We start from the raw sequence: 21544 nt of genomic DNA, 5'->3' as shown, positions 1-21544 counted from the left end.
ACACCAACACCGCCCCACACTCCGCCAAGTACACCGACCGGTATGTCTCATCCCGACGGTGCTCCAACCGACGAAACCGACCCGCCCACCGCTGCGGAGAAGCCGGCACCGGCAACCGACCCCAACTCCCCGAGAACGGATCACCATCACCAGGCCCGCACTCACGCAGCAACACGACCGCACCGTTCGTCCCGGCGGCGATGCTCACGCGTCCACCGCCCGGAGTCGACCGATGAGGACGAACGGCCGGACCCGCGCGGCGGCCCCCACACGAGGAGCCCGCTCGCGAGCCGGTTCGCGGCAGACCAGCAGATCGAGCGCGGGCACCCGGGGCACGGGCACAGCGGGTGCAGACACCTGGGGCACAGGCGCAGGGGGCATGAGCGGTCGACCGCCTCGCGGCCCCACGGCGACGAGCAGACGGCGGGTCCGCCACCACCGCAGAAGTCGATCGAGCAACGGCCCCGCCCCGGACTGCCCGGCGAATCCGGGGTCGGCAGGCGCGGCAGGCGGCATCTTCGCCATCGGAGCCCCTGTCATCGGAGCCCCCGTCGTCGGAGCCTTCGTCGTCGGAGCCTTCGTCATCGCGGCCTTCGTCATCGCACCTCGTCTCGGTCGTCGTCGGTTTCCGAGGCAGCGGGCCTGCGCCCCTGCTCGGGCCTGCGGGCACAGTTCATCTCGTGGGCATCGGATGCGGGGAAGTCCTCGTCCTGGCGGCCGCACCAACAGCAGGTGCGCGTCAGCCGCCTGCTCCACTCCCGCTCGGTCTCGTCGGGGCCCTTGCGCATCCACGGCTTCACCGGAGGTCTCCGTGGCACGCGGGGCAGGGCTGGAGCCGCTCGCCGTCGTCGGCGGGCCGAAGCACGGCACCGCAGCGCGCGACGTCGACCGACGTGTAGTCGGGGTCGTGAACGTGCGCGTATCCCGGCTGGAGAAGACCGGCCCAGATCGGCGCGGCGGTGACGTTCGTTGCGAGGACGGTCACCGCGACACCGCCCAATAGATATGCAACACGGCGTACCAGGCGCCGAACATGGACAAGATCAGCAGGACGACGGACATTCGCTCACCCCCGTGATGAGTCCACCCGAATGAGTGGTACTGCACCATGCTTGACCTGCCGAAACATTCATGTCAAGCCGAGTGAGGGCAATTATGTTGCACTAGACCTAATTTCAATCGGTACTCTCTGGTGCATGTCTGGCACAAATCGCTCACCCTTGGCCCGAGCCCTCGGCGATGCATTGAGGCAGGCCCGCCTCGAAAAGGGCCTGACAGTCCGGGAAGTGGCCCGTCGTCTCGACGTCAACCACGCACCGATCAGCCGCAACGAGAGTGGTGCACGAATCCCGAAACCCGACGAGGTCGCCACTCTCCTCGGCGCGATCGGGGCGGACTCAGGTTCACGCGAACGGATTATGACGATGGCCCGCGACGTCGACCGGGAAAACTGGGCCGCCGTCGGCAGTAGCGTCGCCCCGACGCAACTCGACACGCTCGTGAAATACGAGAACGAGGCTCAGACCATCACCGACGTGAACCCGCTGCTGGTTCCCGGCCTGCTCCAGACCCGCGACTATGCGTACGCGATCATGCGGTTCGGCGACACTCCCGAGACCGTCGCCACCAAGGCCGTGCTGCACCGACTCGGACGCCAGTCCGCCCTTTCTGGACCCACCGCGCCCAAGTTCACCGCGATCCTCGCCGAGTCGGCCCTGATCCAGCGCATCGGGAGCCGAATGATCATGGCTGATCAACTCGACCACGTAGTCGATCGGGCCAAGTCCTCGAACATCTCGGTCCGGGTACTCCCGATCGCTGCGGGATACCACGCGGCACTGATGGGCGGCTGGTTCCTGCTGGAGTTCGACGATGCCCCGCCTGTCGTCCACTTGGAACACGTCGACTCCGGGACCTTCGCCCACACGCGACGGACGACACGATCGTTCCTAGAGGCCAAGGATAGCCTGCTGTCCGTCGCGATGAGTGCGGAGGACTCGGTCCGGCTCATCGCGACGCACGCTGCTCACCACCGCCAAGGAGATGACCTCTATGACCGAACCTCTCGAACTTCGACGGTGGCGTAAGTCGAGCCGGTCCGCCCATAAGACCAACTGCGTCGAGATCGGCCAGGCCCCCGGCTTCATCGGCATCCGCGACACCAAGAACCGCGACGGCGGCACCCTCATCGTCGACCACACGACCTTCACCACGTTCCTCAACGCCCTACGCGCCGACCGACTCGGCTGACCAGGCCACCAGACGACGAACGGCCCTGTCACCAGACAATCGGCGGCAGGGCCGCACTGTCGATCCGCTCGCCACATCAGCCGGGAACAAGCAGGCGCACAACGCCCGCCACCTGGCCGAGGCCGGGGCTGCCGTCGCGTCATGCGGAGCACGCTGACCGGCGACGTCTGCTCACCGCGCTCCGGATGGAGGCAAGGATGCTCGACCCGCACTGGGTGTTCGCAGGAGCGGTGCTCGGTCTGGTCGGCAGCGTTCGCTATGCGTTCGCGATCACGCGAGGACGGGTACGCCCCAACCTCGTCACCTGGTCCTTATGGGCCGCCGCTCCCTTGATCGGGTTCTTCGCCCAGTTGGACTCCGATGTCGGTCTTCCCGCCGTGATGACGCTCGCCGCAGGGGTGGGACCGTTGATCGTGATTCTGACGAGCGTGATCGCCAGACGCCACTACACCCGCCTGGGAGTCCTCGATCTCGCCTGCGCGGGGACCGCCGCGCTCGCACTGTGCATCTGGCTGGGGCTCGGCGCGGCACCACTGGCCGTGCTCTTCGCCGTGGCCGCCGATGCCGTCGCCGCACCGCCGACGATCGTCAAGGCGTGGCGCCACCCCGACTCCGAGAACGTCTTCTTCTACGTCTTTGTCGGTGTCGGCGCGACGATCACCCTCATGACGATCTCCTCGTGGGAGCCGCAGGCCTGGGCCTTCGCTCTGTACCAGGTCGCCCTCTGCGTACTGCTCATCGGCATCATCGCGACCCGGCGGCGCGCCCACGCGGGAAGGCTGCGCCCTCGAACGTGACGGCGGGGTGGCGATGCGAACCCGGGCACGGGAGCTCGGTCTTGGTCGTCGCCGACGATGCGGCCGGGTCGTCATCCTCGCCGAACTGCGGCGTCATCGGGGTCGGGGACGACGTGCAGTTCCGCGTCCGCGACGAGAGTGATGACGGGGCGGGTGGAATACTCGTCATGGGATGGCGTCTCCGGGGACCTCGGCAGGTGTGTTCGCTCCGGGCTCCCCGACGGCGAGCCTATGGCCGTGGGGCAGGATCGCTCGGACTGCTCGCCTCGGCCAGCAGCACGCGGGCGTCGAAACAGGTGCGATCCCCGGTGTGACAGGCGGCGCCGACCTGGTCGACGATCAGCAGCACGGTGTCGCCGTCACAGTCCAGCCGGACCTCCCGGACGTGCTGGGCATGTCCCGAGGTCTCGCCCTTGACCCAGTACTCCTGCCTGCTGCGGGAGAAGTAGGTGGCCCGGCGGGTCGCCAGCGTGCGGCGCAGCGCCTCGTCGTCCATCCAGCCGACCATCAGCACCTCGCCGCTGCCGTGCTGCTGGGCGACCGCGCACACCAGGCCGTCGGCGTTGCGCTTGAGCAGGGCGGCGATCGTGGGATCGAGCGTCTCGTCAGTCATCAGCGGCCGGGGCCTTCCAGTCCGAAGAAGCTCCGGGCGGGCCCGGTGTTGAGCAGCACCACCGCGTAGACGGTGCCTGCGGCGGCGATTCCCCCGAGGACGCGCACCCACCAGAATCCGTCGTTCAGCACGAACTGGAGGTACAACAGCGCGACCAGCACGGCGATGACCATGGCGAACATCCGGAGTCCCGGCCTGCCGGTGAACAGGCCCGCACCCGCCGAGCCCACCGCGAGGAAGATCACCAGCGGCAGGCCGACGACGTCGAAGCCGCCCTCGGTCAGCCAGCGGACGATCCCGACCAGCAGGAACGCCAGGGCACCGCCCGCCAGCGCCAGCGCGGCGACCCGTACTTCGACGGGCGTGCGGGAGGAGCTGGTGGAGGTGTCGCTCATCGGACGACCACCCCGGCCTCGCGCAGCCCGTCCTTGACCTGACTGATGCGCAGCTCACCGAAGTGGAAGACGCTCGCGGCCAGCACCGCGTCGGCGCCCGCGTCCACCGCCGGGGGGAAGTGCTCGACGGCGCCCGCGCCGCCGCTGGCGATCAGCGGCACGCCGACGACCCGCCGGATCGCCCGGATCATGTCCAGGTCGAAGCCCGCCTTCGTCCCGTCGGCGTCCATCGAGTTGAGCAGGATCTCGCCGACCCCCAGCTCCTGGCCGCGCTCGGCCCACTCGACGGCGTCCAGGCCGGTGCCCCGGCGACCGCCGTGCGTGGTCACCTCGAAGCCCGAGGGCGTCGGCGGCTGCCCCGGCGGGACTCGCCGGGTGTCCATCGACAGCACGATGCACTGGGCCCCGTAGCGGCGGGACGCCTCGCGGAGCAGCTCGGGCCTGGCGACGGCGGCGGTGTTGAGGCTCACCTTGTCGGCGCCCGCCCGCAAGAGCTTGTCGACGTCGTCGACGGCGCGCACGCCGCCGCCCACGGTGAGCGGGATGAACACCTGCTCTGCGGTGCGTCGGACCACGTCGAAGGTGGTCTCGCGGTCGGCGGAGGAGGCCGTGACGTCGAGGAACGTCAGCTCGTCCGCGCCCTCGGCGTCGTAGGCGGCGGCCAGCTCGACGGGATCGCCCGCGTCGACGAGGTCGGTGAAGTTGACGCCCTTGACCACCCGGCCCCGATCCACGTCGAGGCAGGGGATCACCCGGAGTGATACGGACATGGCGACCAGCCTACGGCGGCGGCGAGGTCTCCTTCTCCGTGCGGTGGCGCATCCAGTACCGACCGAAGAGCGCGATCACCGGCAGAGTGAACAGCAGGGGCCCGATCACCGCGATCGGCCGTTCCAGCCACCAGCCGACGTCCGGCACGGTGGTGTCGTTCATCGGGCTGCCCTGGATCAGCCAGGTCACCACCTGCGACAGGGCCATCCCGGTGGTGTGGAAGAGGAACAGCGGCAGCGCGAACCGGTTGATCACGTCGTTGAACCGCTGCCAGCTCGCCCGTTGCAGCAGGACCTGCATCCGCGGTCGGAGCACCTCGACGGCACCCATCTGGAAGGCCAGCAGGGCGACGATGACGAAGGTGGGCGGCGCCATGTTGGAGAGCCGGTCGCCGGGCACGCCGACCATCGAGCCCGGATAGAGCCCGGAGAACACGAGCCCGGCCAGCGCGAAGAGACCGACCCACAGCACCACGGGCCCGAAGCGGCGACCGACCCTGGCCAGTCGCTGGTAGAAGAAGCCCGCCTGATGCGCCAGGCCCCACACCAGGAGCATGTTCAGCCAGCCGAGCAGCTCCAGGCCGTAGCGGAAGCGCAGGACGTCCACCAGCATCGCGGCGCCGCCCATCCAGATCAGGGCGAGCAGGTCGAACCGTCGGTGCAGCCACAGACTGAACGGCAGCAGCGCGATCAACACCAGGTACACCGCGAGGAACCACAGCGGGCTGATCACCAGCAGCACCACCTGGCCCATCCAGCGCAGGTTGAAGATGGTGCTCAGCACACCGCCGAGCACCACCCAGGTGAGCAGGAGCGCGCCGCCGGGCACGGCGAGCTGACTCAGCCGGGAGCCGACGAACGCGGCGAGGCTGGTACCCCTGGCGTGGGCGCGCTGCCAGGAGACCATGTGCACGTAGCCGCCGATGTAGAAGAACACCGGCAGCACCTGAAGCAGCCAGGTGGCGATCCACAGGCCCGAGGTGAAGCCGAGCGGGCTGGTGGCCTCCGGCCCCTCCGGGCTCCACACCAGGATCGTGAACGCCCAGTGCCACAGGACCACCACCAGCAGACTCATCGCCCGCAGCAGGTCGACGTAGCGGTCACGGCGGCGGTCGGGCTCCGGCGTGGGGGCTGGTTTCGTACGGGCCTGGGTCGTGGGGGCCTGCGTCGTGAGGGCCTGGGTCGTCGGGGCCTGGGTCGTGGGGGCCTGCTCCAGGCGAGCCTGCTCCGGTGACGCCGAGTCCCCGAGGGCCTGTTCCGTGGGGCCCGAGTCCGCAAGGGCCGGGCCTTCGAGGGCGGCGGGCTGCGCCGTCGAGGTGACCTCGGGCGGATCGGGCTGCTCCGAGGGGGTCGATCTCGACACGGTGATTCCCTTCTCGGCCCACCATGCGGCACCATGGCGGCGGGATGCCTCGACGACGATCCGGCCTGACACGAACCCGGTGGCCCGAGGGAGCCGGGTTCGCCGCCATGGCCGCGCTGCTCGCTGCGGGAACCGTGAGCACCAATGTGATCCTGCCACCGAAGGCCTACCCCGTCGGAGGCCTGTCGATCACAGTAGCCGCACTCTGCGTCGCGAGGCGTTGCGGACTGTCACGAGATGACATCGGCTTGGGGTCCGCGTCGGTGCCCTCGGGGCTGCGAGTCGGCGGAGCGGCCACCGCCGTGGTGAGCGGTCTCGGGCTCGCCGCCCTGGCCGTGCCTGCGCTGCGTCGGGCGTTCGAGGACGACCGGGCGGCTGAGGCGGGCGTCGGCGAGCTGCTGTGGACCGTGTTGATCCGGATTCCGGTGGGCACCGTCCTCGCGGAGGAGGTCGCCTTCCGGGGCGTGCTGCCCGCGCTGACCGGCTCCGGCACGGGGAGCCCCGGCCGAGCCATGATCGTCTCGGCGGGGATGTTCGGTCTCTGGCACGTGCTGCCCGCCATGAGCCTGGCGGGCGACAACCGGGCCGTGGAGGCCACCGTCGGGCGCGGCAGGCTGCCGACCGTCCTGCTAGGCGTGTCGAGCACATTCCTCGTCGGGCTCGCCCTGCACGCCTTGCGGGTCCGGGGCCGTGGCGTCCTGGCGCCCGCACTGGTGCACCTGGCGACGAACTCGGGCGGCTATCTCGTCTCCTGGCTCGTCCAGCGGGCCGCGCGGCGGCGGGCTCGGGGCTGAGGAGGCCTGGGGCTCGCGGCAGCGGTTCCGGCGAGGCGGCACGGCGGCGCTGTCCCAGAAAACGCCCACGACGACGCGCCCGAGCTCGGTGACCGGGCCGCGCAGGTCACCTAGCCCTCGGCAGACACGTTGTGGTGGGCCGATGACGAGATCGGGCCGAGACAGGCACGTCGGCGGCCCTGATTCGGTCTCCAGGACGCTCGGTGTCCTGCCAGCCGAGACCCCGCAGACCGAACCGCATCGGGTGACGTCCTGCACCATCCAATTCATCCACGGCCGCGAACTGACCGTGGTGGGCCTCGACGCGGTCTCCGGCGTCAGCGCACGGCGGCCAGTGCGTCGGGCAGGGTGAAGGCGCCCGCGTACAGCGCCTTGCCGACGATGGAGCCTTCCAGCCCGGCGGGGGCCAGCTCGGCGAGCGCCTGGAGGTCGGCGATGCTCGACACGCCGCCGGAGGCGATGACCGGTGCCTCGGTGCGGGCACAGACCGCGCGCAGCAGATCGAGATTCGGCCCGCGCAGCGTGCCGTCCTTGCCGACGTCGGTCACGACATAACGCGCGCAGCCGTCCGCGTCCAGGCGGGTGAGGACCTCCCAGAGATCGCCGCCGTCGCTGGTCCAGCCCCGCGCGGCGAGGCGATGCCCCTGCTCGGTGATGCGGACGTCGAGCCCGACGGCGACCGCGTCCCCGTGCTCCGCGACGACCTTCGCGCACCAGACGGGGTCCTCCAGCGCCGCCGTGCCCAGGTTCACCCGGCTGCATCCGGTGGCCAGGGCCGCCGCCAACGACTCGTCGTCGCGGATGCCCCCCGACAGCTCGACCTTCACATCCAGGCGGCCGACGACCTCCGCGAGCAGCTCCCGATTGGTGCCCCGACCGAACGCGGCGTCGAGGTCGACCAGATGGACCCACTCGGCACCGTCGCGCTGCCAGGCAAGGGCCGCGTCCAGCGGCGAGCCGTACATGGTCTCGGTGCCCGCCTCGCCCTGGACCAGGCGGACTGCCTGACCGGCTGCGACGTCGACGGCGGGAAGCAGGGTGAAAGTCACGGGGTGCACTGTATCGGGGCACGTCCGCCGGGCGGCGGGCTGCCGAGGGGTGTGGGATGGGGCGGGTGAGATCACCGGCTCACCCCCGCTTGCGCAGGGAGGACGTCCACGTCGTCGAAACCGACGACGGCGCACTGGCTCACCCCGCTTGCGCAGGGCGGACCCTGGGGAAACGGCACGTCCCCCGGCACGTCCGGCTCACCCCCGCCTGCGCGGGGAGGACGGAATCAATTCGCTGACAGGTAGGTCAGTCAGCGGCTCACCCCCGCCTGCGCGGGGAGGACTCGCGCTCAGCCGGCAGCGCACGCTGGACAAACGGCTCACCCCCGCCTGCGCGGGGAGGACCCTTCGCGAACTGGGCCTTTAGAAGCGCGTTATCCCTTTGTGATGCACTTCTGCGGCAGGGGACGAGCACATGGGGTCACCATACTTCAGCGTTGCGTAGCCCTCCGCCGAGGCAGCCGTGTGGCCGACATCGGATGGGATCTGGGCCGCGAGTATTCGGCCGCGCACGACGTCTGAGCTGGCCTGCCGGGCAGCCCTGCCCGGCGCGATGGCGTGCCGGGTTCGGCGGCCCACGGACCACCCGGCGACGGGACAGCGGCAGCCGGTCTCCTGCGGTGCGACGCGCGGGCGGCGACGAGCGTGCGGCGGTGGCGCGGAAGCGGTCAGTCAGCGAACCTCACAGCGCACGGGCGCAGAGAGAGACGCCGGCCGCCCCTCAGCGCTCCCCCTGATCCCCGCGCAGGATCACCACGGCGGGGATGCCGAGCACGGCGACCAGCACTGCCAGCGCCGTCCAGCCGGAGAGTCCGAAGCCGACGAGCACCGACTGTCCGGCCCCGCCCACGAGCGCGATGATCACCAGCACCGCGATCAGCCGGGTGCCGCCGCCGCGTCGCACCATGCCGTACCGCCGAGGCCTGCTCACCGCAACGTCTCCAACCAGTTCGACAGCAGCGCGGCGCCCGCGTCGCCCGACTTCTCCGGGTGGAACTGCGTCGCCCACAACGGGCCGTTCTCCACGGCCGCCACGAACTCCTTGCCGTGCACGGCCCAGGTCACCTGAGGCGGCAGGAACGGCGGGGTCGGCTCCAGCGTCCAGGACCTCGCTGCGTAGGAGTGCACGAAGTAGAAGCGGGCGTCGGCGTCCAGGCCGGCGAACAGTCTGCTCTGCGCGGGCGGCCGGACGGTGTTCCAGCCCATGTGCGGGAGCACGTCGGCCTCCAGGCGGTCGACCGTGCCCGGCCACTGCCCACAGCCCTGCGCCTCCTCGCCGTGCTCCACGCCACGCTCGAAGAGCACCTGCATCCCGACGCAGATTCCCAGCACCGGGCGTCCGCCTGCCAGCCGATCGTCGATGATCTTGTCGCCGCGCACCGCACGCAGGCCCGCCATGCAGGCCGCGAACGCGCCGACACCGGGCACCACCAGCCCGTCGGCCGCCAGGGCCGCGTCCGGGTCCGAGGTCACCTCGACGGTGGCGCCGACCCGTTGCAAGGCCCGCTCAGCGGACCGCAGGTTTCCCGACCCGTAGTCGAGCACGACGACGTCTGCCACGAAACCCAGGCTACCGAGGGCGTCCACCTCGGTTCCGCGCTCCCCCGCGTCCTCTGGTCCACAGCACTCCGGAGTGCGGCCGGGGCCGAGCAACGCCCGGCCGGGCGAGGGTGGCTCGAGCGGATCACGACAGCCGCACCAGAGCGACGACCGACCCTCGGAGAGGAACGGCACCCGGCAGCCCGGCGGCCATCGACCCCCGACGAGTGGGGCGGCCCGCGGGGCGGCAGACCGAGGACACGACGCGCAGTGATCGTCGATACTTCGACGTAGGTAGAGCTTTGGCTATGCTTGGCTCATGTCCCGACTCCGCGATCAGTTGACCATCGGCGAGGTCGCGACGCGAAGCGGGGTTCCCCACACGGCGCTGCGGTTCTACGAGCAGCGCGGGCTGATCTCCTCGGAGCGGACCGGCGGCAACCAGCGACGTTATCCTCGCACCGTCCTCCGACGACTGGCCTTCATTCGCGCGGCGCAGCGCGTCGGCATGAGCCTGGACCGCATCGCCGACGCCCTGGCCACGCTCCCGGCCGACACCAGCCCGACGAAGGCGCACTGGGCCCGGTTGTCCTCGTCCTGGCAGGAGGAGCTGGAGGCCAGGATCGACGGGATGCAACGGCTTCGGGACCGACTGGCCTCCTGCATCGGCTGCGGCTGTCTGTCGCTGAGGTCCTGTTCGCTGCACAACACCGACGACCAGCTGGCCGATCTCGGCTCGGGCGCCACCGGCCTGCAGCCGACGTCGGAGGGCGGTCGCTGACGACGCGCGCCGAGCACCTCGGCAGGTCGGGATCGTCCGCCGGGAGCGCTGAGCCCGCGATCGGGTCGGCCACTGCGCCGAGAAGGCCGTCGTTCGCAGGCGGACGTCCGGCCGCGTGACTCAACAGTCGACGGCCCGAGCGAAACGAGCACCTCCCGAGCAGCCGACACCGAGATCAGTCGCCCGCCGCCGAGACCGTGACGGCCTCGGGCGGCAGCGGGTCGCCGCCGGGCGCGGTGCGGATCAGATCAGCCAGAGGACCGTCGCCGTGCCCGCGAGGAGCGCGGCGACCAGCAGCAGGATCGCGAACGTCTTCGCGGTCTTCCAGAGCGAGATCACCCCGCCCAGCAGGAAGCCGGTCACTCCGAGCAGGAGCAGCCACACCCAGTCACCGTCCACCGGACACCTCTCGTCGTGCGGCCTCGCCGCCGTCCTCACCTGGCCGGACGAGGCTACCCAGAGCACATCGCCTGGTCAGAGGGTGCCCTTCGTGGACGGCACGCCGGTGACCCTCGGGTCCGGCTCGGCGGCGGCCCGCAGCGCCCTGGCGACCGCCTTGAACTGGGCCTCGGTGATGTGGTGCGGGTCGCGGCCGTGGATCACCCGCACGTGCAGGGCGATCTGGGCGTGGAAGGCCAGGGAGTCGAAGACGTGCCGATTGAGCACGAAGGGGTAGTTGCCGCCGATCGTGAAGGTGTTGAACGCCTCCGGCTCGCCGACGTGCACGCAGTAGGGCCGCCCCGACAGGTCGACGGCGGCGTGGGCCAGCGTCTCGTCCATCGGAATCCAGGAGTCCCCGAAGCGGCGGATGCCTGCCTTGTCGCCCAGGGCCTGTCGCAGCGTCTGCCCGAGGACGATCGCGACGTCCTCCACCGTGTGGTGGGCGTCGATCTCCACGTCGCCGCGCGCCGCCACGCTCAGGTCGAAGGACCCGTGGCTGCCCAACGCCGTGAGCATGTGGTCGTAGAACGGGACCCCGGTGTCGATCTCGACCTGCCCGGTTCCGTCGAGATCGATCTCGACGGTCACCGAGGACTCCCTGGTGATGCGTTCCACCCTTGCCGACCGGCTCATCGGCCGTCTCCTCGCTGCTCGTCTCACCAGGACGGCCAGGCCGCCCGTTCACACCTCCCACCAGCGTAAACGAACGACGATCCCGGCAGGTCGGCGGTCGTGGACGATCGACGACGCACCGGGTGCGACTGCCGGGCGCCGCGGGCCCGTGAGCAGCGAACGGCCCACGAATCACCTCGTCCCGAGCCGGGTTCCGGACCGTATGATCGTCGGTGTGCCGGTCACCTCCGAGGAGCTGCACGAGTTCGAGACGCACCGCACTCGGCTGTTCGGCATCGCCTATCGGATGCTCGGCTCGGCGGGCGAGGCCGAGGACGCCGTGCAGGACGCGTTCCTCCGCTGGAACGACGCCGAGCGCGGCGCCGTCCGCGAACCGGCCGCCTGGCTGACGACGGTGCTGACCAACCTCTGTCTCAATCGCCTCACCTCGGCCCGCGCCCGCCGCGAGAGCTACGTCGGGCCGTGGCTCCCGGAACCCGTGATCACCGAGGACTCCGCGCTGGGACCGCTGGACACCGTGGAGCAGCGCGAGTCGGTGTCGATGGCCTTCCTCGTGCTGCTGGAACGGCTCACCCCGCCGGAACGGGCGGTGTTCGTGCTCCGAGAGGCCTTCCAGTACGGCCACCGCGAGATCGCAGGCGTCCTCGGCGTCACCGAGGCGAACTGTCAGCAGCTCTACCACCGGGCCCGCGAACGGGTGGCGCGCGATCGACCTCGGTTCGAGGCCGCGCCCGAGGAGGGACGTCGGATCGCCCAGCGCTTCCTCGAGGCCGCGCAAGGCCAGGACGTCGCCGGGCTGGCGAGCATGCTGGCCGCCGACGTCGTGTCCTGGTCCGACGGCGGCGGCAAGGCCAATGCGGCCCGCAGGCCCGTTCTCGGGTCCGACCGCGTTGCCCGGCTGCTCGTGGGCTGGATGCGCAAGGGCGGCCCGGGCACCAGGACCGTCGTGGCCGAGATCAACGGGCAGCCCGCCATCCTCGGCTCCATCGCCGAGCAGCTCGTCATGGCCGTCGTGCTGCACGTCGTGGACGGTCGCGTCGAGGCCCTCCACACGGTCGTCAACCCCGACAAGCTGGCCTTTCTCTCCGCCCAGCTGGCGTGACCACCGTCACGGCCCCGAGCTGTCAGCAATGACCCGACCGCCTGGTTCAGGAGTCGACGGACCACGGTGGAAGGGGACGACGATGACTCAGCGAATCGTGATCATCGGTGCGGGCTATGCGGGGCTCACGGCGGCGGCGCGGGTGGCGCGGCAGGTGCGCGACGTCGAGGTGGTGCTGGTCAACGCGAGGCCGAACTTCGTGGAACGCGTGCGACTGCACCAGGTGGCCTCCGGGGCGGCGGTCGGCGAGCACGCGCTGGCGGACCTGATGCGCGGCAGCGGCATCGACCTCAAGATCGGGCGGGTGGAGTCGATCGACCCGCAGCGCCGCGAGCTTCGGATCGATGACGAGACACTCGGCTACGACACCCTGGTGTACGCCCTGGGCAGCGTCGCCGACTCCGGCGCCGGCGTTCCCGGCGTCGCCGAACACGCCGAGAGCGTCGCGGCGCTGACCGAGGCACGCGGGCTGCACTCGAGGGTGCTCGACCTCGCCGACCGACGCGGCACGGTCACGGTGGTCGGCGGCGGTCTGACCGGGATCGAGGCGGCGACCGAGCTGGCCGAGACTCATCCGGGTCTCCGGGTGCGGCTGCTCGTCGGGACGATGGTGGGCCCGAGGCTGTCCGACAAGGGTCGGGCGCATCTGCGACGGGTGTTCGACCGGCTCGGCATCGAGGTGCGGACCGGTGCCAGGGTCGCCGAGGTGCGGGCGTCCTCGCTCGTGCTGGCCGACGGCGAGACCGTCGACACCGACAGCACGGTGTGGGCCACGGGATTCGGCGTCCCGGACCTCGCCGCGCGGGCCGGGCTGGCCGTCGACGCGACGGGGCGGGTCCTCGTCGACGACACGATGCGCTCGACCTCGCACCCGGAGGTCTACGCCGTCGGCGACGCCGCGACGGTCCGCCTCCCCGGCGGTCGGGAACTGCGGATGGCCTGCGCGACCGCCAAGCCGATCGGCCAGCACGCGGCGGACTCCATCGCCGCCCGGCTGGCGGGCCGCACGCCCCGGCCGTTCCGGTTCCGGTACCTCATCCAGTGCATCAGCCTGGGCCGCGCCGACGGACTGGTCCAGTTCGTCGACGCCGTGGACGGCCCGAAGGAACGGGTGCTCACCGGGCGCACCGCCGCCCGGTTCAAGGAGTTCGTCGTCCGCTACGCGCTGCGAAGCTCCTACCAGGCGGGCCCGTATCTGCCTCGGCGGCGGGTGAGCGGTCGGGAGACGGCAGGCAGCACGCGGGGCTGAACGGCAGCGCGGCGGGGCCGTTCACCGACGGCTCCGCCGTTGGCCGGGCAGGCACGATCAGAAATCTCCTTGGTACAGCGGCGAGAACTGCCACGGGACGAAATCCTCATCGGAGAACAGCGCGTGATAGACGCGGACGTTCTCGGGGTCGGTGATCCACAGGGTCATGTCCAGGTGGTGTTCCAGGGTCTCCCGGCTCGGAAACGTGATGCCGTGCTTGCCGAGGATGTCGAATATCTGCCGCTCGACGGGCTGAAGATCGTCCTCATCCGGGTAGAGCAGCCGTTCCCATCGACGGTTTCCCGTCCGCGCGAATACGGCGAGGGGGCCCAGCATCGAGAGCTCCAGAGCCCAGGACCGCTCCTCGACAGTGATCCTGCATCCGAAGGAGACCTGATAGTTGGGGTCAGTCCATGATTCCTTGACCAGTACGGAATCGAGCTCCCGGATCTGCTGAAAGACCGCATCGTAGGGCCGCCGTTCCAGCTGCCGATCGACGAAGACGTAATCGGGATCAGCGAGGTCGCCGCCATAGGCCTCGGTGATGAAGGCGACGATGTCGGGCTCGGTCATGTCAGGTCCTCAGGTCGTCGACTAGTTCCGGGGCCACAGGGATGTCCGTGCAGCCGCCCCTTGTGGTCAAGGTGGGAGCGCACTCGGTTCTGAAAGCGCCCATACCCGTCCACGCCCACGGGGTGACCGAAGTCGTGCTCACGCACATAAGTCCGGTCCTTATCGATCGGATGACCCCTGTCCCAGGCTTCTCGGCTGAGTCGATGAGCGGAATCGACGTCGAAGAACGCCGACTCGCCCTTCGGTCCGTTCTTCCGCGACGCATACTCCCGGGTCCCCAGCACGTGCCGGGCCTGCTTCTGCGTGCTGACCCTGGTCGGCTCGTCGGGCCAGCCCGGCGGTGTGGCCCGGTCCACGGTGGTCGGATCGACCGGGGGCCCGGCAGGAGCCGCCGAGCCGAGCGGGACCAGCCCGAGGACGTCGATCACGTACTCATCGAGGTGGCTGCCTGCCGCGCCCCAATGGCCCGCCGTGCGGCGCAGCGTGTCGCGGGCGTGTCGGAGTCGATCGCGAGCCTCGGTCACCAGGGGATTACGGGACTCGCCCGCCAGCACGGCGACCTCGCGAAGGATCTCGTCCAACCGGTCGGCCTCCGCCAGGGCCTCGGCCACCGGCAACTCGGCCTGCACGGCGGCCAACGCGGCCGCCAGCTCGGACATCTACACCATTCCCCGATAAGCGGTCAGGGCATGGGCGGTCTCCCGAACACCTGCCGCGCACTCCTCCACGCCGATCCCCGCCAGTCGCAGCCGCCGCAGCGCGTCGGCTGCCGCGCTCGCGTCGCTGTTCGCGAGAACACGAGCCAGCGCCCCCACGGCCCGCGTGCCGGCCTCGGTCAGCGGCCCGGACGGGAACATCGCCAGGCGCCGGGTCAATCCGAGTAGCTCTCCCTGCAACGCAGGCACCGACATGACGCCCTCCGTCATCGCGTGAACTCGAAGAGTGACGATACCGGCAGGAGGGTCACGCTCGAAAGCGAAAAACCAGGCAGGTGCCAGGGGTAGAACCGGTTTGTGATCGGCGTCGAGGGCTTCCCGTCCCGTCTCGTCGGCCGAGGCGTCGAAAATCCGTTGCCGTCGCCCCGCGCTGTGCCGAGGATGGCGGCCATGACCGCGACCCGACGCGCCGACATGTTCACCGCCGACGGCAGGCCGTCTGACGACGACCCTCGGGAGCACCGTCCGAGGCTGGGCGATGAGCGCACCACGCTGGTCGAGTCCCTGCGCGCTCAGCGACTCACGCTGGAGATGAAATGCGCTGGTCTCGATGCCGAGGCCATGGCACGCCGCGCCGTCGAACCGTCGACGATGTCGCTCCTCGGGCTGGTGCGACATCTGGCGGAGATCGAGCGGGCGACGTTCCGGAAGATGCTGGCCGGGCAGGACGCTCCCCGGCTGTTCTGCACCGAGACCGATCGCGACGGTGATTTCAACGGCGCCGTGGCCGATCCGCAGGTCGTCGCGGAGGCGTGGGACGCCTGGCGGAGCGAAGTGGACTTCGCCGTGCGGCTGGTCGCCGAGGCGCCGAGTCTCGACGTCACCGGCGACGACCCCTTGAATCAGCACGGCAGCGGCGGCGGGGCGATGTCGCTGCGGGAGGTGCTGGTCGGGATGATCGAGGAGTACGCCCGGCACATGGGTCACGTCGACCTGTTGCGCGAGCGCATCGACGGACGGCTGGGTCAGTGATCGGCGTGCGGCAGGCGGGACGGGCCGGAGCCGTCCGCCGCCCCGCTTGGCCGCGCAGGCCGTGAACCCATCCCGCCGCAGATCACCGCACCCGAGATCGCCGAGCCTCGGCGGTCTGGAGCGGTGATCCGGGTGCGGCGGCCGCTCAGCCGATGCCGAAGCGGGCCGCGACGGCCTTGCTCGCCGCAAGGAAGGCGTCGTTCTCGGCCGGGTTGCCCACCGTCATCCGCAGATGGCCGGGGATGCCCGGATCGCGGATGAGCACGTCCTCGTCCAGATAGGCCCGCCAGGCCGTGTCGGGATCGTCGAAGCCGCCGAACAGCAGGAAGTTCGCATCCGAGTGCACCACCGGGAAGCCGATCCCGCGTAGGGCGACGATCACGCGCTCCCGCTCGGCGACCAGCGCGGCCACCGATCCGAGGGTCGCCTCGGCATGCCGTAGGGCCGCCCGCGCGGCGGCCTGCGTCAGCACCGACAGGTGGTAGGGCAGTCGGACGAGCTGGAGCGCGTCGACGACGGCGGGCGCCGCCGCCAGGTAGCCGAGCCTGCCGCCCGCGAAGGCGAAGGCCTTGCTCATGGTGCGGCTGACGATCAGCTTCGTCGGGAACTCGGCCAGCAGGCGCACCCCGCTCGGGGCAGGCGAGAACTCGCCGTAGGCCTCGTCGAGCACCAGGATGCCCGGCGCGGCCGCCGCCAGCAGCCGCAGATCATCCAAGGGCACGGCCTGCCCGGTGGGGTTGTTGGGGCTGGTCACGAACACGATGTCGGGGCGGTGCTCCTCGATCGCCCGCACGGCGGCCGTCGCGTCCAGCGAGAAGTCCTCGCGTCGGGGCGCGGCCACCCACTCGGTTCGAGTGCCCGCGGCGATGATCGGGTGCATGGAGTAGGAGGGCGCGAATCCCAGCGCGGTGCGACCGGGCCCGCCGAAGGTTTGCATGATCTGCTGGAGGACCTCGTTGGACCCGTTGGCCGCCCAGAGGTTCGCCTCGGACAGCCCGACGCCGGTCGCACCGCCGAGGTATCCGGCCAGGTCGGCACGCAGGGCGAGCGCGTCCCGGTCCGGATAGCGATGCAGGTTCTCGGCGACCAGCCGGATCGACTCGGTGACGTCGGCGACCAGCCCCGGCGGCGGCGGGAAGGGGTTCTCGTTGGTGTTCAGCCGGACGGCGACGTCGAGCTGCGGGGCGCCGTACGGGCTTCTGCCGCGCAGGTCCTCCCGCAGCGGCAGCGCGGCGAGGTCGACCTCGGCGCCGGGAATCGAGGACGGCGTGGTCATCCGCGCCCCTCAATCCGCACCGCGACGGCCTGACCGTGGGCGGGCAGCCCCTCGGCCTCGGCCAGCGCGATCACCTGGTCCGCGACCTCCCGCAGCGCTGTCTCGTCGTATTCGACGACGTGGATGCCGCGCAGGAAGTTCTGCACGGACAGCCCGCCGGAGTGCCGGGCGCAGCCGCCGGTGGGCAGCACGTGGTTGGAGCCCGCGCAGTAGTCGCCCAGCGAGACCGGCGAGTAGGCGCCGACGAACACGGCGCCCGCGTTGCGCACCCTGGCCGCCACCGCCGAGGCCTGCGCGGTCTGCACCTCCAGGTGCTCGGCGGCGTAGGCGTCCACCACCCGGAGACCGGCGTCGAGGTCGTCGACGAGGACGCAGCCGGACTGCCTGCCCGCCAGCGCCTCGCGGACGCGCTCGACGTGACGGGTCGCGGGCACCTGCACGGCCAGTTCGGCGTCCACCGCGTCGGCCAGCGTGGTCGAGTCGGTGACCAGGACGCTCGCGGCCAGCGTGTCGTGCTCGGCCTGGCTGATCAGGTCGGCCGCGACGTGCACGGGGTCGGCGGTGTCGTCGGCGAGGATCGCGATCTCGGTGGGGCCCGCCTCGGCGTCGATGCCCACCAGACCGCGCAGCAGCCGCTTGGCGCCGGTGACGTAGATGTTGCCGGGGCCGGTGACGAGGTCGACCGGGTCCAGCTCCCGACCGTCGGTGTCCCGGCCGCCGTAGGCCAGCAGCGCGACGGCCTGAGCGCCGCCGACGGCCCACACCTCGTCGACGCCGAGCAGCGCGCAGGCCGCCAGGATCGTCGGGTGCGGAAGGCCGCCGTGCTCGGACTGCGCCGGGGAGCAGACCACCAGCGAGTCGACGCCCGCCTCCTGAGCGGGCACCACGTTCATCACCACGCTGGAGGGATAGACGGCCAGGCCGCCGGGCACGTACAGCCCGACCCGGCCCACCGGCACCCAGCGTTCGGTGACGGTGCCGCCCGGCGCCAGCGTGGTGGTCACGTCGGTGCGCCGCTGATCGGCGTGCACCAGTCGCGACCGACGGATGGTCTCCTCCAATGCCGACCGCACGCGCGGGTCCAGCTCCGCCAGGGCCTTCTCGAGCCGCTCGGCGGGCACGGTGATCTTCTCCGGCCGAACGCCGTCGAACCGCTCGGTGAACTCCAGTGCGGCATCGACGCCCCGGGTTCTGACCGCCTCGACGATCGGCCGCACCCGATGCAGCACCGCGTCCACGTCCACCTCGGCACGCGGCAGGACCGCGCGCAGTTCGGCGGGACTCGGGACTCGACCACGCAGGTCGGTACGGGACAGCATCAGGCTCCTCTGATTCCTCGACGAGGCACGAATCGGCCGGACCCAGCGTAGCCGGCGGGCAGCCTGCGCGACGCCAGACCCGCCGTGAGCCGCGGCGAACCGGCGGGAGGGCTGATCACCGCGCCGGATCACCAGACCTGGCAGCACGACGGGACCACCCCGTACCCGCCTGGTCCTCCACCCGCGCGGCACTCGCTCGCACCCGGACGACGCCGCGTCACCACGATCGACCGCGGCAGCCGGGGGTCGCGCAGGATCGGTGATCGACGTCGTGGCCCGATTCCACCGAGCCAACGCCCTGCTCACCCAAGCACGCGGGCCCACCATCCAGGCCGACGCCGCCATCGCGGACGGCGCAGGCGTCTTCACCGCCGACGCCCACGGCCCGACGCAGCCGGAGGTTCATCGGATCAACCAGCAGGCCGCCCGGGTCCGCTGAGGAAGTCCGCGCCTCCCACGCACTGCTCGGCAACGCAGAGGTGATCTGACTTCCTCCGGTCACGAACGCACCGGCCAGGTGTGCTCGCTGTCGGGCTGGTCGAGCCAGAGGGTCTGCCGGTCAGGGGTGACGGTGAGTCCGAATCGTCCCCAGCCGGGTTCACCGAGGTCAAGCCATTGCCGGTGGCTGTCTTCGAGGATGGACCACAGCCTGCGGGGGCCGCCTTCGGCGACGGCGTGCCCGTGGTCGGTGGCGGTGAGGGTGATCTCGGCCCAGGAGCCGTCCGAGGTGGCGATCCAGACCGCAGTGGGCGGCCGGGTGGTGTCCGGGCCGGTGTAACCATGGGCGATGCCGGGGCCGAGGACGAACGAGGCGAGGAACCACACGACCAGGTTGTTCCACGGGACGCGGGGATCGAGCCGGGCGGCGCGCTGTCGGGCATCGGAGTGGTCCCGGCGCACGCGTACCTGGTCGGGGGCGGCACCTGCCTGGTGGCGCAGGTCCATGAACGCCGCGTAGACAGGATCGAAGCGCCCTTCAGCGCGCTCCGAAGCGATGCGGGTGAGCCGGACGAGGCTGCCCGCGCCGACAGCGGTCTTCAGGTCGATGAGGATCACGCCGCCGACGCGGGTCTGCTCCACCCAGGCCCAGGGCACAGCAGAGACCGCGCAGGTGGCGATGATCGCGTCGAACGGGGCGTGCTCGGGCAGCCCTGCCGTGCCGTCGCCTGCGACCAGCGTCGGGTGGCAGCCCAGTTCGGCCAGACGATCGCGAGCCAGTTCGACGAGATCGGGCTCGACGTCGACGGAGAACACGCGGTCGTCGCCGAGCCGGTGCGACATCAGGGCGGCGTTGTAACCCGTGCCGGTGCCGATCTCCAGGACTCGCTGTCCATCGCGCAGATTCAGCGATTCCAGCATGCGGACCATCAGGCCCGGCTGGGTGGCCGAGGAGCGGATCACGGTGCCTGCGCCGATGTTCTCGACCGCTGTCAACAGCACGGTGTTGGAGTAGACAGCGGCCAGCCCGGTCTCGCAGGCAGTGTCGATGCGCACCCACCCGTCGGGAGTGTGCTGGTAATAGGCGGGCACGAGGTGGTGGCGGGGCACGGCGGCGACCGCAGCTCGCCACTCGGGCGCGGTGAGTTTGCCTGCGGCCTTCAGTTCGTCGGCAAGCCGCGCCGCATGCGGCTGCCAGTCCACGACTTCGGAGCTGACGCGGCTGGTCACCAGGACGTTCCCTCGGTGAGCAGGTCGGCCAGGGCGGCACTGATCGGCGCCCCGGTTCGCGATTCCAGCCAGCCATACTGCCCGGAGCCGTTGGATTCCAGGAACCAGGCGCGGCCGTCGGTGTCGAACGCGAAATCGACTGCCGCGTAGGCCAGTCCGAGGATGTCCATGTAGGCGCGCAAGCCCCGCTCGATGTCCAACGGGGTGTCCACCAGTTCGTAGGTGAGCGCGCCGTAATCGGCCCGCCAGTCCACCCGTGCCGCGGCGGAGTGGGCGTGGATCAGGATGGTGAACATCCGTCGGCCGATCACGATCACGCGAGCCTCGTGGCTCTTGTCCACCCAACGTTGGACCTGTGTCGCCGTAGAGGCGACCGATCGCAGGTCGGCCAAGTCAGCGTCCGTGAGACGGTGGGTGTAGGCGACCTTGAGTCGGCCGCCCTCGGTCACCGCGTTGGACCCGAACGACTTACACACCACTCCGGACTTACTGCTTTCTGCGCCGTCGTCAGTGTTGGCGGCGGCAAAGGCGGTCACGGCGGCCGGGTCGTTGGTGACCAGGGTCGCAGGCACGCGCAGTCCACCCGCGGCGGCGGTGGCGAGTTGCACCGGCTTGAACATCGCATCCACCGCCCGGTTCGGGTTGTTCACCCACAGCACGCCGGGCAGGGCTGCAAGCACTCCGCCGAACCCGAGGCGGGCCTCGCGATGGGCATAGGCGCGTTCGACGTCGGTGAGTGAGTCGGGAAACCGGAACGCAGCCGGGTCGCGGTACCAGACCGCGGTGATCGCTTCCAGATCGACGCGGCGGTGTTCGGTGACCAGCGCACCAGTCCACCGTCCGGTGGCGTCAAGACCGGCGTCGAGCACAAGCCTGTTGGGAAACCAGCTCGTGTCAGCACGGAACACCGCCACACCCCGTTCGGTCAACTCACAGACGACCGCGTCGACCGGGGCGTCGGTCTCTTGGGCAAACACCACCACTGTCGGGGCGGTTGTCTGGGAGGTCACTCCTCCTCCCAGTCGTAATGCTCCTCCGGTCCTTCGTCTCCGTCGCTGGACGCCTTGGTCTTCCAGTCCTTGCCCATCGTCTCGATCAACGGCCTGCCGTGCAGGTCGACGGCGATTTGCAAGTCGGCGCTGTAGCGCGAATCCGGCTGCACCGGGGGCGGCACCGGGCGGAGATGGCGCAACCCAGCGGGCGGGTGTCGACCGGTCCCGGTCGGTCGGCCGTCGCCGGGCGGC

At 70.7% G+C, this 21544-nt stretch carries 28 protein-coding genes and 1 pseudogene; 10 read left to right on the top strand and 19 right to left on the bottom strand.

The features are described from left to right. Window positions 1–596: 596 nt before the first annotated feature. Together UA74_RS10085 and UA74_RS10080 are read right to left on the bottom strand one after the other, a co-directional pair. Window positions 597–800: a hypothetical protein gene (locus UA74_RS10085; protein WP_075764256.1), complete on the bottom strand. Its 204-nt coding sequence runs from the start codon at window positions 798–800 to the stop codon at window positions 597–599. Then, window positions 797–985: a hypothetical protein gene (locus UA74_RS10080; protein ID WP_075740007.1), complete on the bottom strand. Its 189-nt coding sequence runs from the start codon at window positions 983–985 to the stop codon at window positions 797–799. Before UA74_RS10080 ends, UA74_RS10085 begins: the two co-directional genes overlap by 4 nt. Window positions 986–1091: 106 nt before the next feature. Between UA74_RS10080 and UA74_RS34245 the strand changes: the two are divergent. From UA74_RS34245 to UA74_RS10065, 4 genes and pseudogenes are all read left to right on the top strand, one after another. Then, window positions 1092–1397 (top strand): annotated as a pseudogene (locus tag UA74_RS34245) (helix-turn-helix domain-containing protein); the annotation flags it as partial. A gap of 27 nt (window positions 1398–1424) precedes the next feature. Then, window positions 1425–2087, top strand: coding sequence for a DUF5753 domain-containing protein (locus UA74_RS10075; protein ID WP_232237706.1), 663 nt, complete (start codon window positions 1425–1427; stop codon window positions 2085–2087). Further along, on the top strand, window positions 2053–2250 hold the full coding sequence (locus tag UA74_RS10070; RefSeq protein WP_075764254.1) for a DUF397 domain-containing protein: 198 nt from the start codon (window positions 2053–2055) through the stop codon (window positions 2248–2250). Before UA74_RS10075 ends, UA74_RS10070 begins: the two co-directional genes overlap by 35 nt. A 197-nt stretch (window positions 2251–2447) precedes the next feature. Then, on the top strand, window positions 2448–3047 hold the full coding sequence (locus tag UA74_RS10065) for a hypothetical protein (protein ID WP_075764252.1): 600 nt from the start codon (window positions 2448–2450) through the stop codon (window positions 3045–3047). Window positions 3048–3276: 229 nt separating this feature from the next. Here the strand turns inward: UA74_RS10065 and hisI are convergent, their stop codons facing one another. Genes hisI through UA74_RS10045 form a run of 4 tightly spaced genes read right to left on the bottom strand, consistent with a single transcriptional unit; the run spans window position 3277 to window position 6188 of the window. Then, window positions 3277–3660, bottom strand: a complete 384-nt coding sequence (hisI, locus tag UA74_RS10060) for a phosphoribosyl-AMP cyclohydrolase (protein ID WP_075764250.1) — start codon at window positions 3658–3660, stop codon at window positions 3277–3279. Further along, window positions 3660–4055, bottom strand: coding sequence for a hypothetical protein (locus tag UA74_RS10055; protein ID WP_075740003.1), 396 nt, complete (start codon window positions 4053–4055; stop codon window positions 3660–3662). Before UA74_RS10055 ends, hisI begins: the two co-directional genes overlap by 1 nt. Then, complete coding sequence (gene hisF / locus UA74_RS10050) at window positions 4052–4825, bottom strand: imidazole glycerol phosphate synthase subunit HisF (protein ID WP_075740002.1); 774 nt, start codon at window positions 4823–4825, stop codon at window positions 4052–4054. Before hisF ends, UA74_RS10055 begins: the two co-directional genes overlap by 4 nt. Before the next feature lie 10 nt (window positions 4826–4835). Further along, on the bottom strand, window positions 4836–6188 hold the full coding sequence (locus tag UA74_RS10045; RefSeq protein ID WP_232237705.1) for an acyltransferase family protein: 1353 nt from the start codon (window positions 6186–6188) through the stop codon (window positions 4836–4838). Window positions 6189–6436: 248 nt separating this feature from the next. On the opposite strand from UA74_RS10045, the gene UA74_RS10040 reads away from it, so the two are divergent. Then, on the top strand, window positions 6437–6982 hold the full coding sequence (locus tag UA74_RS10040; protein ID WP_198042980.1) for a CPBP family intramembrane glutamic endopeptidase: 546 nt from the start codon (window positions 6437–6439) through the stop codon (window positions 6980–6982). Between the two features lie 317 nt (window positions 6983–7299). Here the strand turns inward: UA74_RS10040 and priA are convergent, their stop codons facing one another. The 3 genes from priA to hisH all read right to left on the bottom strand — a co-directional run bounded on the left by priA (window position 7300) and on the right by hisH (window position 9591). After that, window positions 7300–8031, bottom strand: coding sequence for a bifunctional 1-(5-phosphoribosyl)-5-((5-phosphoribosylamino)methylideneamino)imidazole-4-carboxamide isomerase/phosphoribosylanthranilate isomerase PriA (gene priA / locus UA74_RS10030; RefSeq protein ID WP_075739999.1), 732 nt, complete (start codon window positions 8029–8031; stop codon window positions 7300–7302). A 721-nt stretch (window positions 8032–8752) separates the two neighbouring features. After that, on the bottom strand, window positions 8753–8962 hold the full coding sequence (locus tag UA74_RS10025; RefSeq protein WP_157434092.1) for a hypothetical protein: 210 nt from the start codon (window positions 8960–8962) through the stop codon (window positions 8753–8755). Beyond that, complete coding sequence (hisH, locus tag UA74_RS10020) at window positions 8959–9591, bottom strand: imidazole glycerol phosphate synthase subunit HisH (RefSeq protein WP_157434091.1); 633 nt, start codon at window positions 9589–9591, stop codon at window positions 8959–8961. Before hisH ends, UA74_RS10025 begins: the two co-directional genes overlap by 4 nt. Before the next feature lie 298 nt (window positions 9592–9889). On the opposite strand from hisH, the gene soxR reads away from it, so the two are divergent. Beyond that, window positions 9890–10351, top strand: coding sequence for a redox-sensitive transcriptional activator SoxR (gene soxR / locus UA74_RS10015; protein WP_075739997.1), 462 nt, complete (start codon window positions 9890–9892; stop codon window positions 10349–10351). 243 nt (window positions 10352–10594) lie between these two features. Here soxR and UA74_RS32750 read toward each other — a convergent pair whose 3' ends face one another. After that, window positions 10595–10750, bottom strand: a complete 156-nt coding sequence (locus tag UA74_RS32750; protein ID WP_198042979.1) for a hypothetical protein — start codon at window positions 10748–10750, stop codon at window positions 10595–10597. Window positions 10751–10825: 75 nt separating this feature from the next. Beyond that, on the bottom strand, window positions 10826–11425 hold the full coding sequence (hisB, locus tag UA74_RS10010) for an imidazoleglycerol-phosphate dehydratase HisB (protein WP_075739996.1): 600 nt from the start codon (window positions 11423–11425) through the stop codon (window positions 10826–10828). 202 nt (window positions 11426–11627) lie between these two features. Here hisB and UA74_RS10005 point away from each other — a divergent pair, with 202 nt between their 5' ends. Together UA74_RS10005 and UA74_RS10000 are read left to right on the top strand one after the other, a co-directional pair. Further along, entirely contained in the window at window positions 11628–12527 is a 900-nt protein-coding gene (locus tag UA74_RS10005; protein WP_075739995.1) for an RNA polymerase sigma-70 factor, read from the top strand. A gap of 82 nt (window positions 12528–12609) precedes the next feature. Beyond that, on the top strand, window positions 12610–13776 hold the full coding sequence (locus UA74_RS10000) for an NAD(P)/FAD-dependent oxidoreductase (RefSeq protein WP_157434090.1): 1167 nt from the start codon (window positions 12610–12612) through the stop codon (window positions 13774–13776). Window positions 13777–13833: 57 nt separating this feature from the next. On the opposite strand, the gene UA74_RS09995 is transcribed toward UA74_RS10000, so the two are convergent. Genes UA74_RS09995 through UA74_RS09985 form a run of 3 tightly spaced genes read right to left on the bottom strand, consistent with a single transcriptional unit; the run spans window position 13834 to window position 15275 of the window. After that, window positions 13834–14349, bottom strand: coding sequence for a hypothetical protein (locus tag UA74_RS09995; protein ID WP_075739994.1), 516 nt, complete (start codon window positions 14347–14349; stop codon window positions 13834–13836). Beyond that, window positions 14346–15008 (bottom strand): hypothetical protein, encoded by a 663-nt coding sequence (locus tag UA74_RS09990; protein ID WP_075739993.1) that lies wholly within the window; start codon window positions 15006–15008, stop codon window positions 14346–14348. Before UA74_RS09990 ends, UA74_RS09995 begins: the two co-directional genes overlap by 4 nt. Next, window positions 15009–15275, bottom strand: coding sequence for a hypothetical protein (locus UA74_RS09985; protein ID WP_075739992.1), 267 nt, complete (start codon window positions 15273–15275; stop codon window positions 15009–15011). Between the two features lie 180 nt (window positions 15276–15455). Between UA74_RS09985 and UA74_RS09980 the strand changes: the two genes are divergently transcribed. Then, window positions 15456–16037 carry a DinB family protein gene (locus tag UA74_RS09980; RefSeq protein ID WP_075743628.1) on the top strand — a complete coding sequence of 194 codons (582 nt, stop codon included), beginning with the start codon at window positions 15456–15458 and terminating at the stop codon, window positions 16035–16037. 145 nt (window positions 16038–16182) lie between these two features. Here UA74_RS09980 and UA74_RS09975 read toward each other — a convergent pair whose 3' ends face one another. Together UA74_RS09975 and hisD are read right to left on the bottom strand one after the other, a co-directional pair. Next, window positions 16183–17313, bottom strand: a complete 1131-nt coding sequence (locus UA74_RS09975) for a histidinol-phosphate transaminase (RefSeq protein ID WP_075739991.1) — start codon at window positions 17311–17313, stop codon at window positions 16183–16185. Continuing rightward, on the bottom strand, window positions 17310–18632 hold the full coding sequence (gene hisD, locus UA74_RS09970) for a histidinol dehydrogenase (RefSeq protein WP_075739990.1): 1323 nt from the start codon (window positions 18630–18632) through the stop codon (window positions 17310–17312). The genes UA74_RS09975 and hisD overlap by 4 nt, the downstream gene beginning before the upstream one ends. A 259-nt stretch (window positions 18633–18891) precedes the next feature. On the opposite strand from hisD, the gene UA74_RS09965 reads away from it, so the two are divergent. Beyond that, a complete protein-coding gene (locus UA74_RS09965) occupies window positions 18892–19071 on the top strand; it encodes a hypothetical protein (protein ID WP_075739989.1) in 180 nt (59 codons plus the stop codon). 59 nt (window positions 19072–19130) lie between these two features. Here the strand turns inward: UA74_RS09965 and UA74_RS09960 are convergent, their stop codons facing one another. From UA74_RS09960 to UA74_RS33450, 3 genes are read right to left on the bottom strand one after another with little or no spacing between them, the layout of a single operon-like run. Further along, the gene (locus UA74_RS09960; protein WP_075739988.1) at window positions 19131–20300 is read right to left on the bottom strand and encodes a methyltransferase domain-containing protein; all 1170 of its coding nucleotides are present in this window, start codon (window positions 20298–20300) and stop codon (window positions 19131–19133) included. Next, window positions 20297–21310: an ATP-grasp ribosomal peptide maturase gene (tgmB, locus tag UA74_RS09955; protein WP_075739987.1), complete on the bottom strand. Its 1014-nt coding sequence runs from the start codon at window positions 21308–21310 to the stop codon at window positions 20297–20299. The genes UA74_RS09960 and tgmB overlap by 4 nt, the downstream gene beginning before the upstream one ends. Further along, entirely contained in the window at window positions 21307–21462 is a 156-nt protein-coding gene (locus tag UA74_RS33450; RefSeq protein ID WP_232237704.1) for a hypothetical protein, read from the bottom strand. Before UA74_RS33450 ends, tgmB begins: the two co-directional genes overlap by 4 nt. Window positions 21463–21544: the final 82 nt, after the last annotated feature.

It is taken from the genome of Actinoalloteichus fjordicus (assembly GCF_001941625.1).
In the GTDB taxonomy this organism is placed as follows: domain Bacteria; phylum Actinomycetota; class Actinomycetes; order Mycobacteriales; family Pseudonocardiaceae; genus Actinoalloteichus_A; species Actinoalloteichus_A fjordicus.
This window is presented reverse-complemented; position numbering and strand designations above follow the sequence as displayed.

Excerpts from the sequence above, each read along its gene's own strand:
- soxR (WP_075739997.1), top strand. The coding sequence starts at position 9,890 with ATGTCCCGACTCCGCGATCAGTTGACCATCGGCGAGGTCGCGACGCGA.
- UA74_RS10070 (WP_075764254.1), top strand. The coding sequence starts at position 2,053 with ATGACCGAACCTCTCGAACTTCGACGGTGGCGTAAGTCGAGCCGGTCC.
- UA74_RS09980 (WP_075743628.1), top strand. The coding sequence starts at position 15,456 with ATGACCGCGACCCGACGCGCCGACATGTTCACCGCCGACGGCAGGCCG.
- UA74_RS10000 (WP_157434090.1), top strand. The coding sequence starts at position 12,610 with ATGACTCAGCGAATCGTGATCATCGGTGCGGGCTATGCGGGGCTCACG.
- UA74_RS09990 (WP_075739993.1), bottom strand. The coding sequence starts at position 15,008 with ATGTCCGAGCTGGCGGCCGCGTTGGCCGCCGTGCAGGCCGAGTTGCCG.
- UA74_RS10005 (WP_075739995.1), top strand. The coding sequence starts at position 11,628 with ATGATCGTCGGTGTGCCGGTCACCTCCGAGGAGCTGCACGAGTTCGAG.
- UA74_RS09995 (WP_075739994.1), bottom strand. The coding sequence starts at position 14,349 with ATGACCGAGCCCGACATCGTCGCCTTCATCACCGAGGCCTATGGCGGC.
- UA74_RS10065 (WP_075764252.1), top strand. The coding sequence starts at position 2,448 with ATGCTCGACCCGCACTGGGTGTTCGCAGGAGCGGTGCTCGGTCTGGTC.
- UA74_RS10055 (WP_075740003.1), bottom strand. The coding sequence starts at position 4,055 with ATGAGCGACACCTCCACCAGCTCCTCCCGCACGCCCGTCGAAGTACGG.
- hisB (WP_075739996.1), bottom strand. The coding sequence starts at position 11,425 with ATGAGCCGGTCGGCAAGGGTGGAACGCATCACCAGGGAGTCCTCGGTG.
- UA74_RS10075 (WP_232237706.1), top strand. The coding sequence starts at position 1,425 with ATGGCCCGCGACGTCGACCGGGAAAACTGGGCCGCCGTCGGCAGTAGC.
- hisD (WP_075739990.1), bottom strand. The coding sequence starts at position 18,632 with ATGCTGTCCCGTACCGACCTGCGTGGTCGAGTCCCGAGTCCCGCCGAA.
- UA74_RS09985 (WP_075739992.1), bottom strand. The coding sequence starts at position 15,275 with ATGACGGAGGGCGTCATGTCGGTGCCTGCGTTGCAGGGAGAGCTACTC.
- hisF (WP_075740002.1), bottom strand. The coding sequence starts at position 4,825 with ATGTCCGTATCACTCCGGGTGATCCCCTGCCTCGACGTGGATCGGGGC.
- UA74_RS09975 (WP_075739991.1), bottom strand. The coding sequence starts at position 17,313 with ATGACCACGCCGTCCTCGATTCCCGGCGCCGAGGTCGACCTCGCCGCG.
- hisI (WP_075764250.1), bottom strand. The coding sequence starts at position 3,660 with ATGACTGACGAGACGCTCGATCCCACGATCGCCGCCCTGCTCAAGCGC.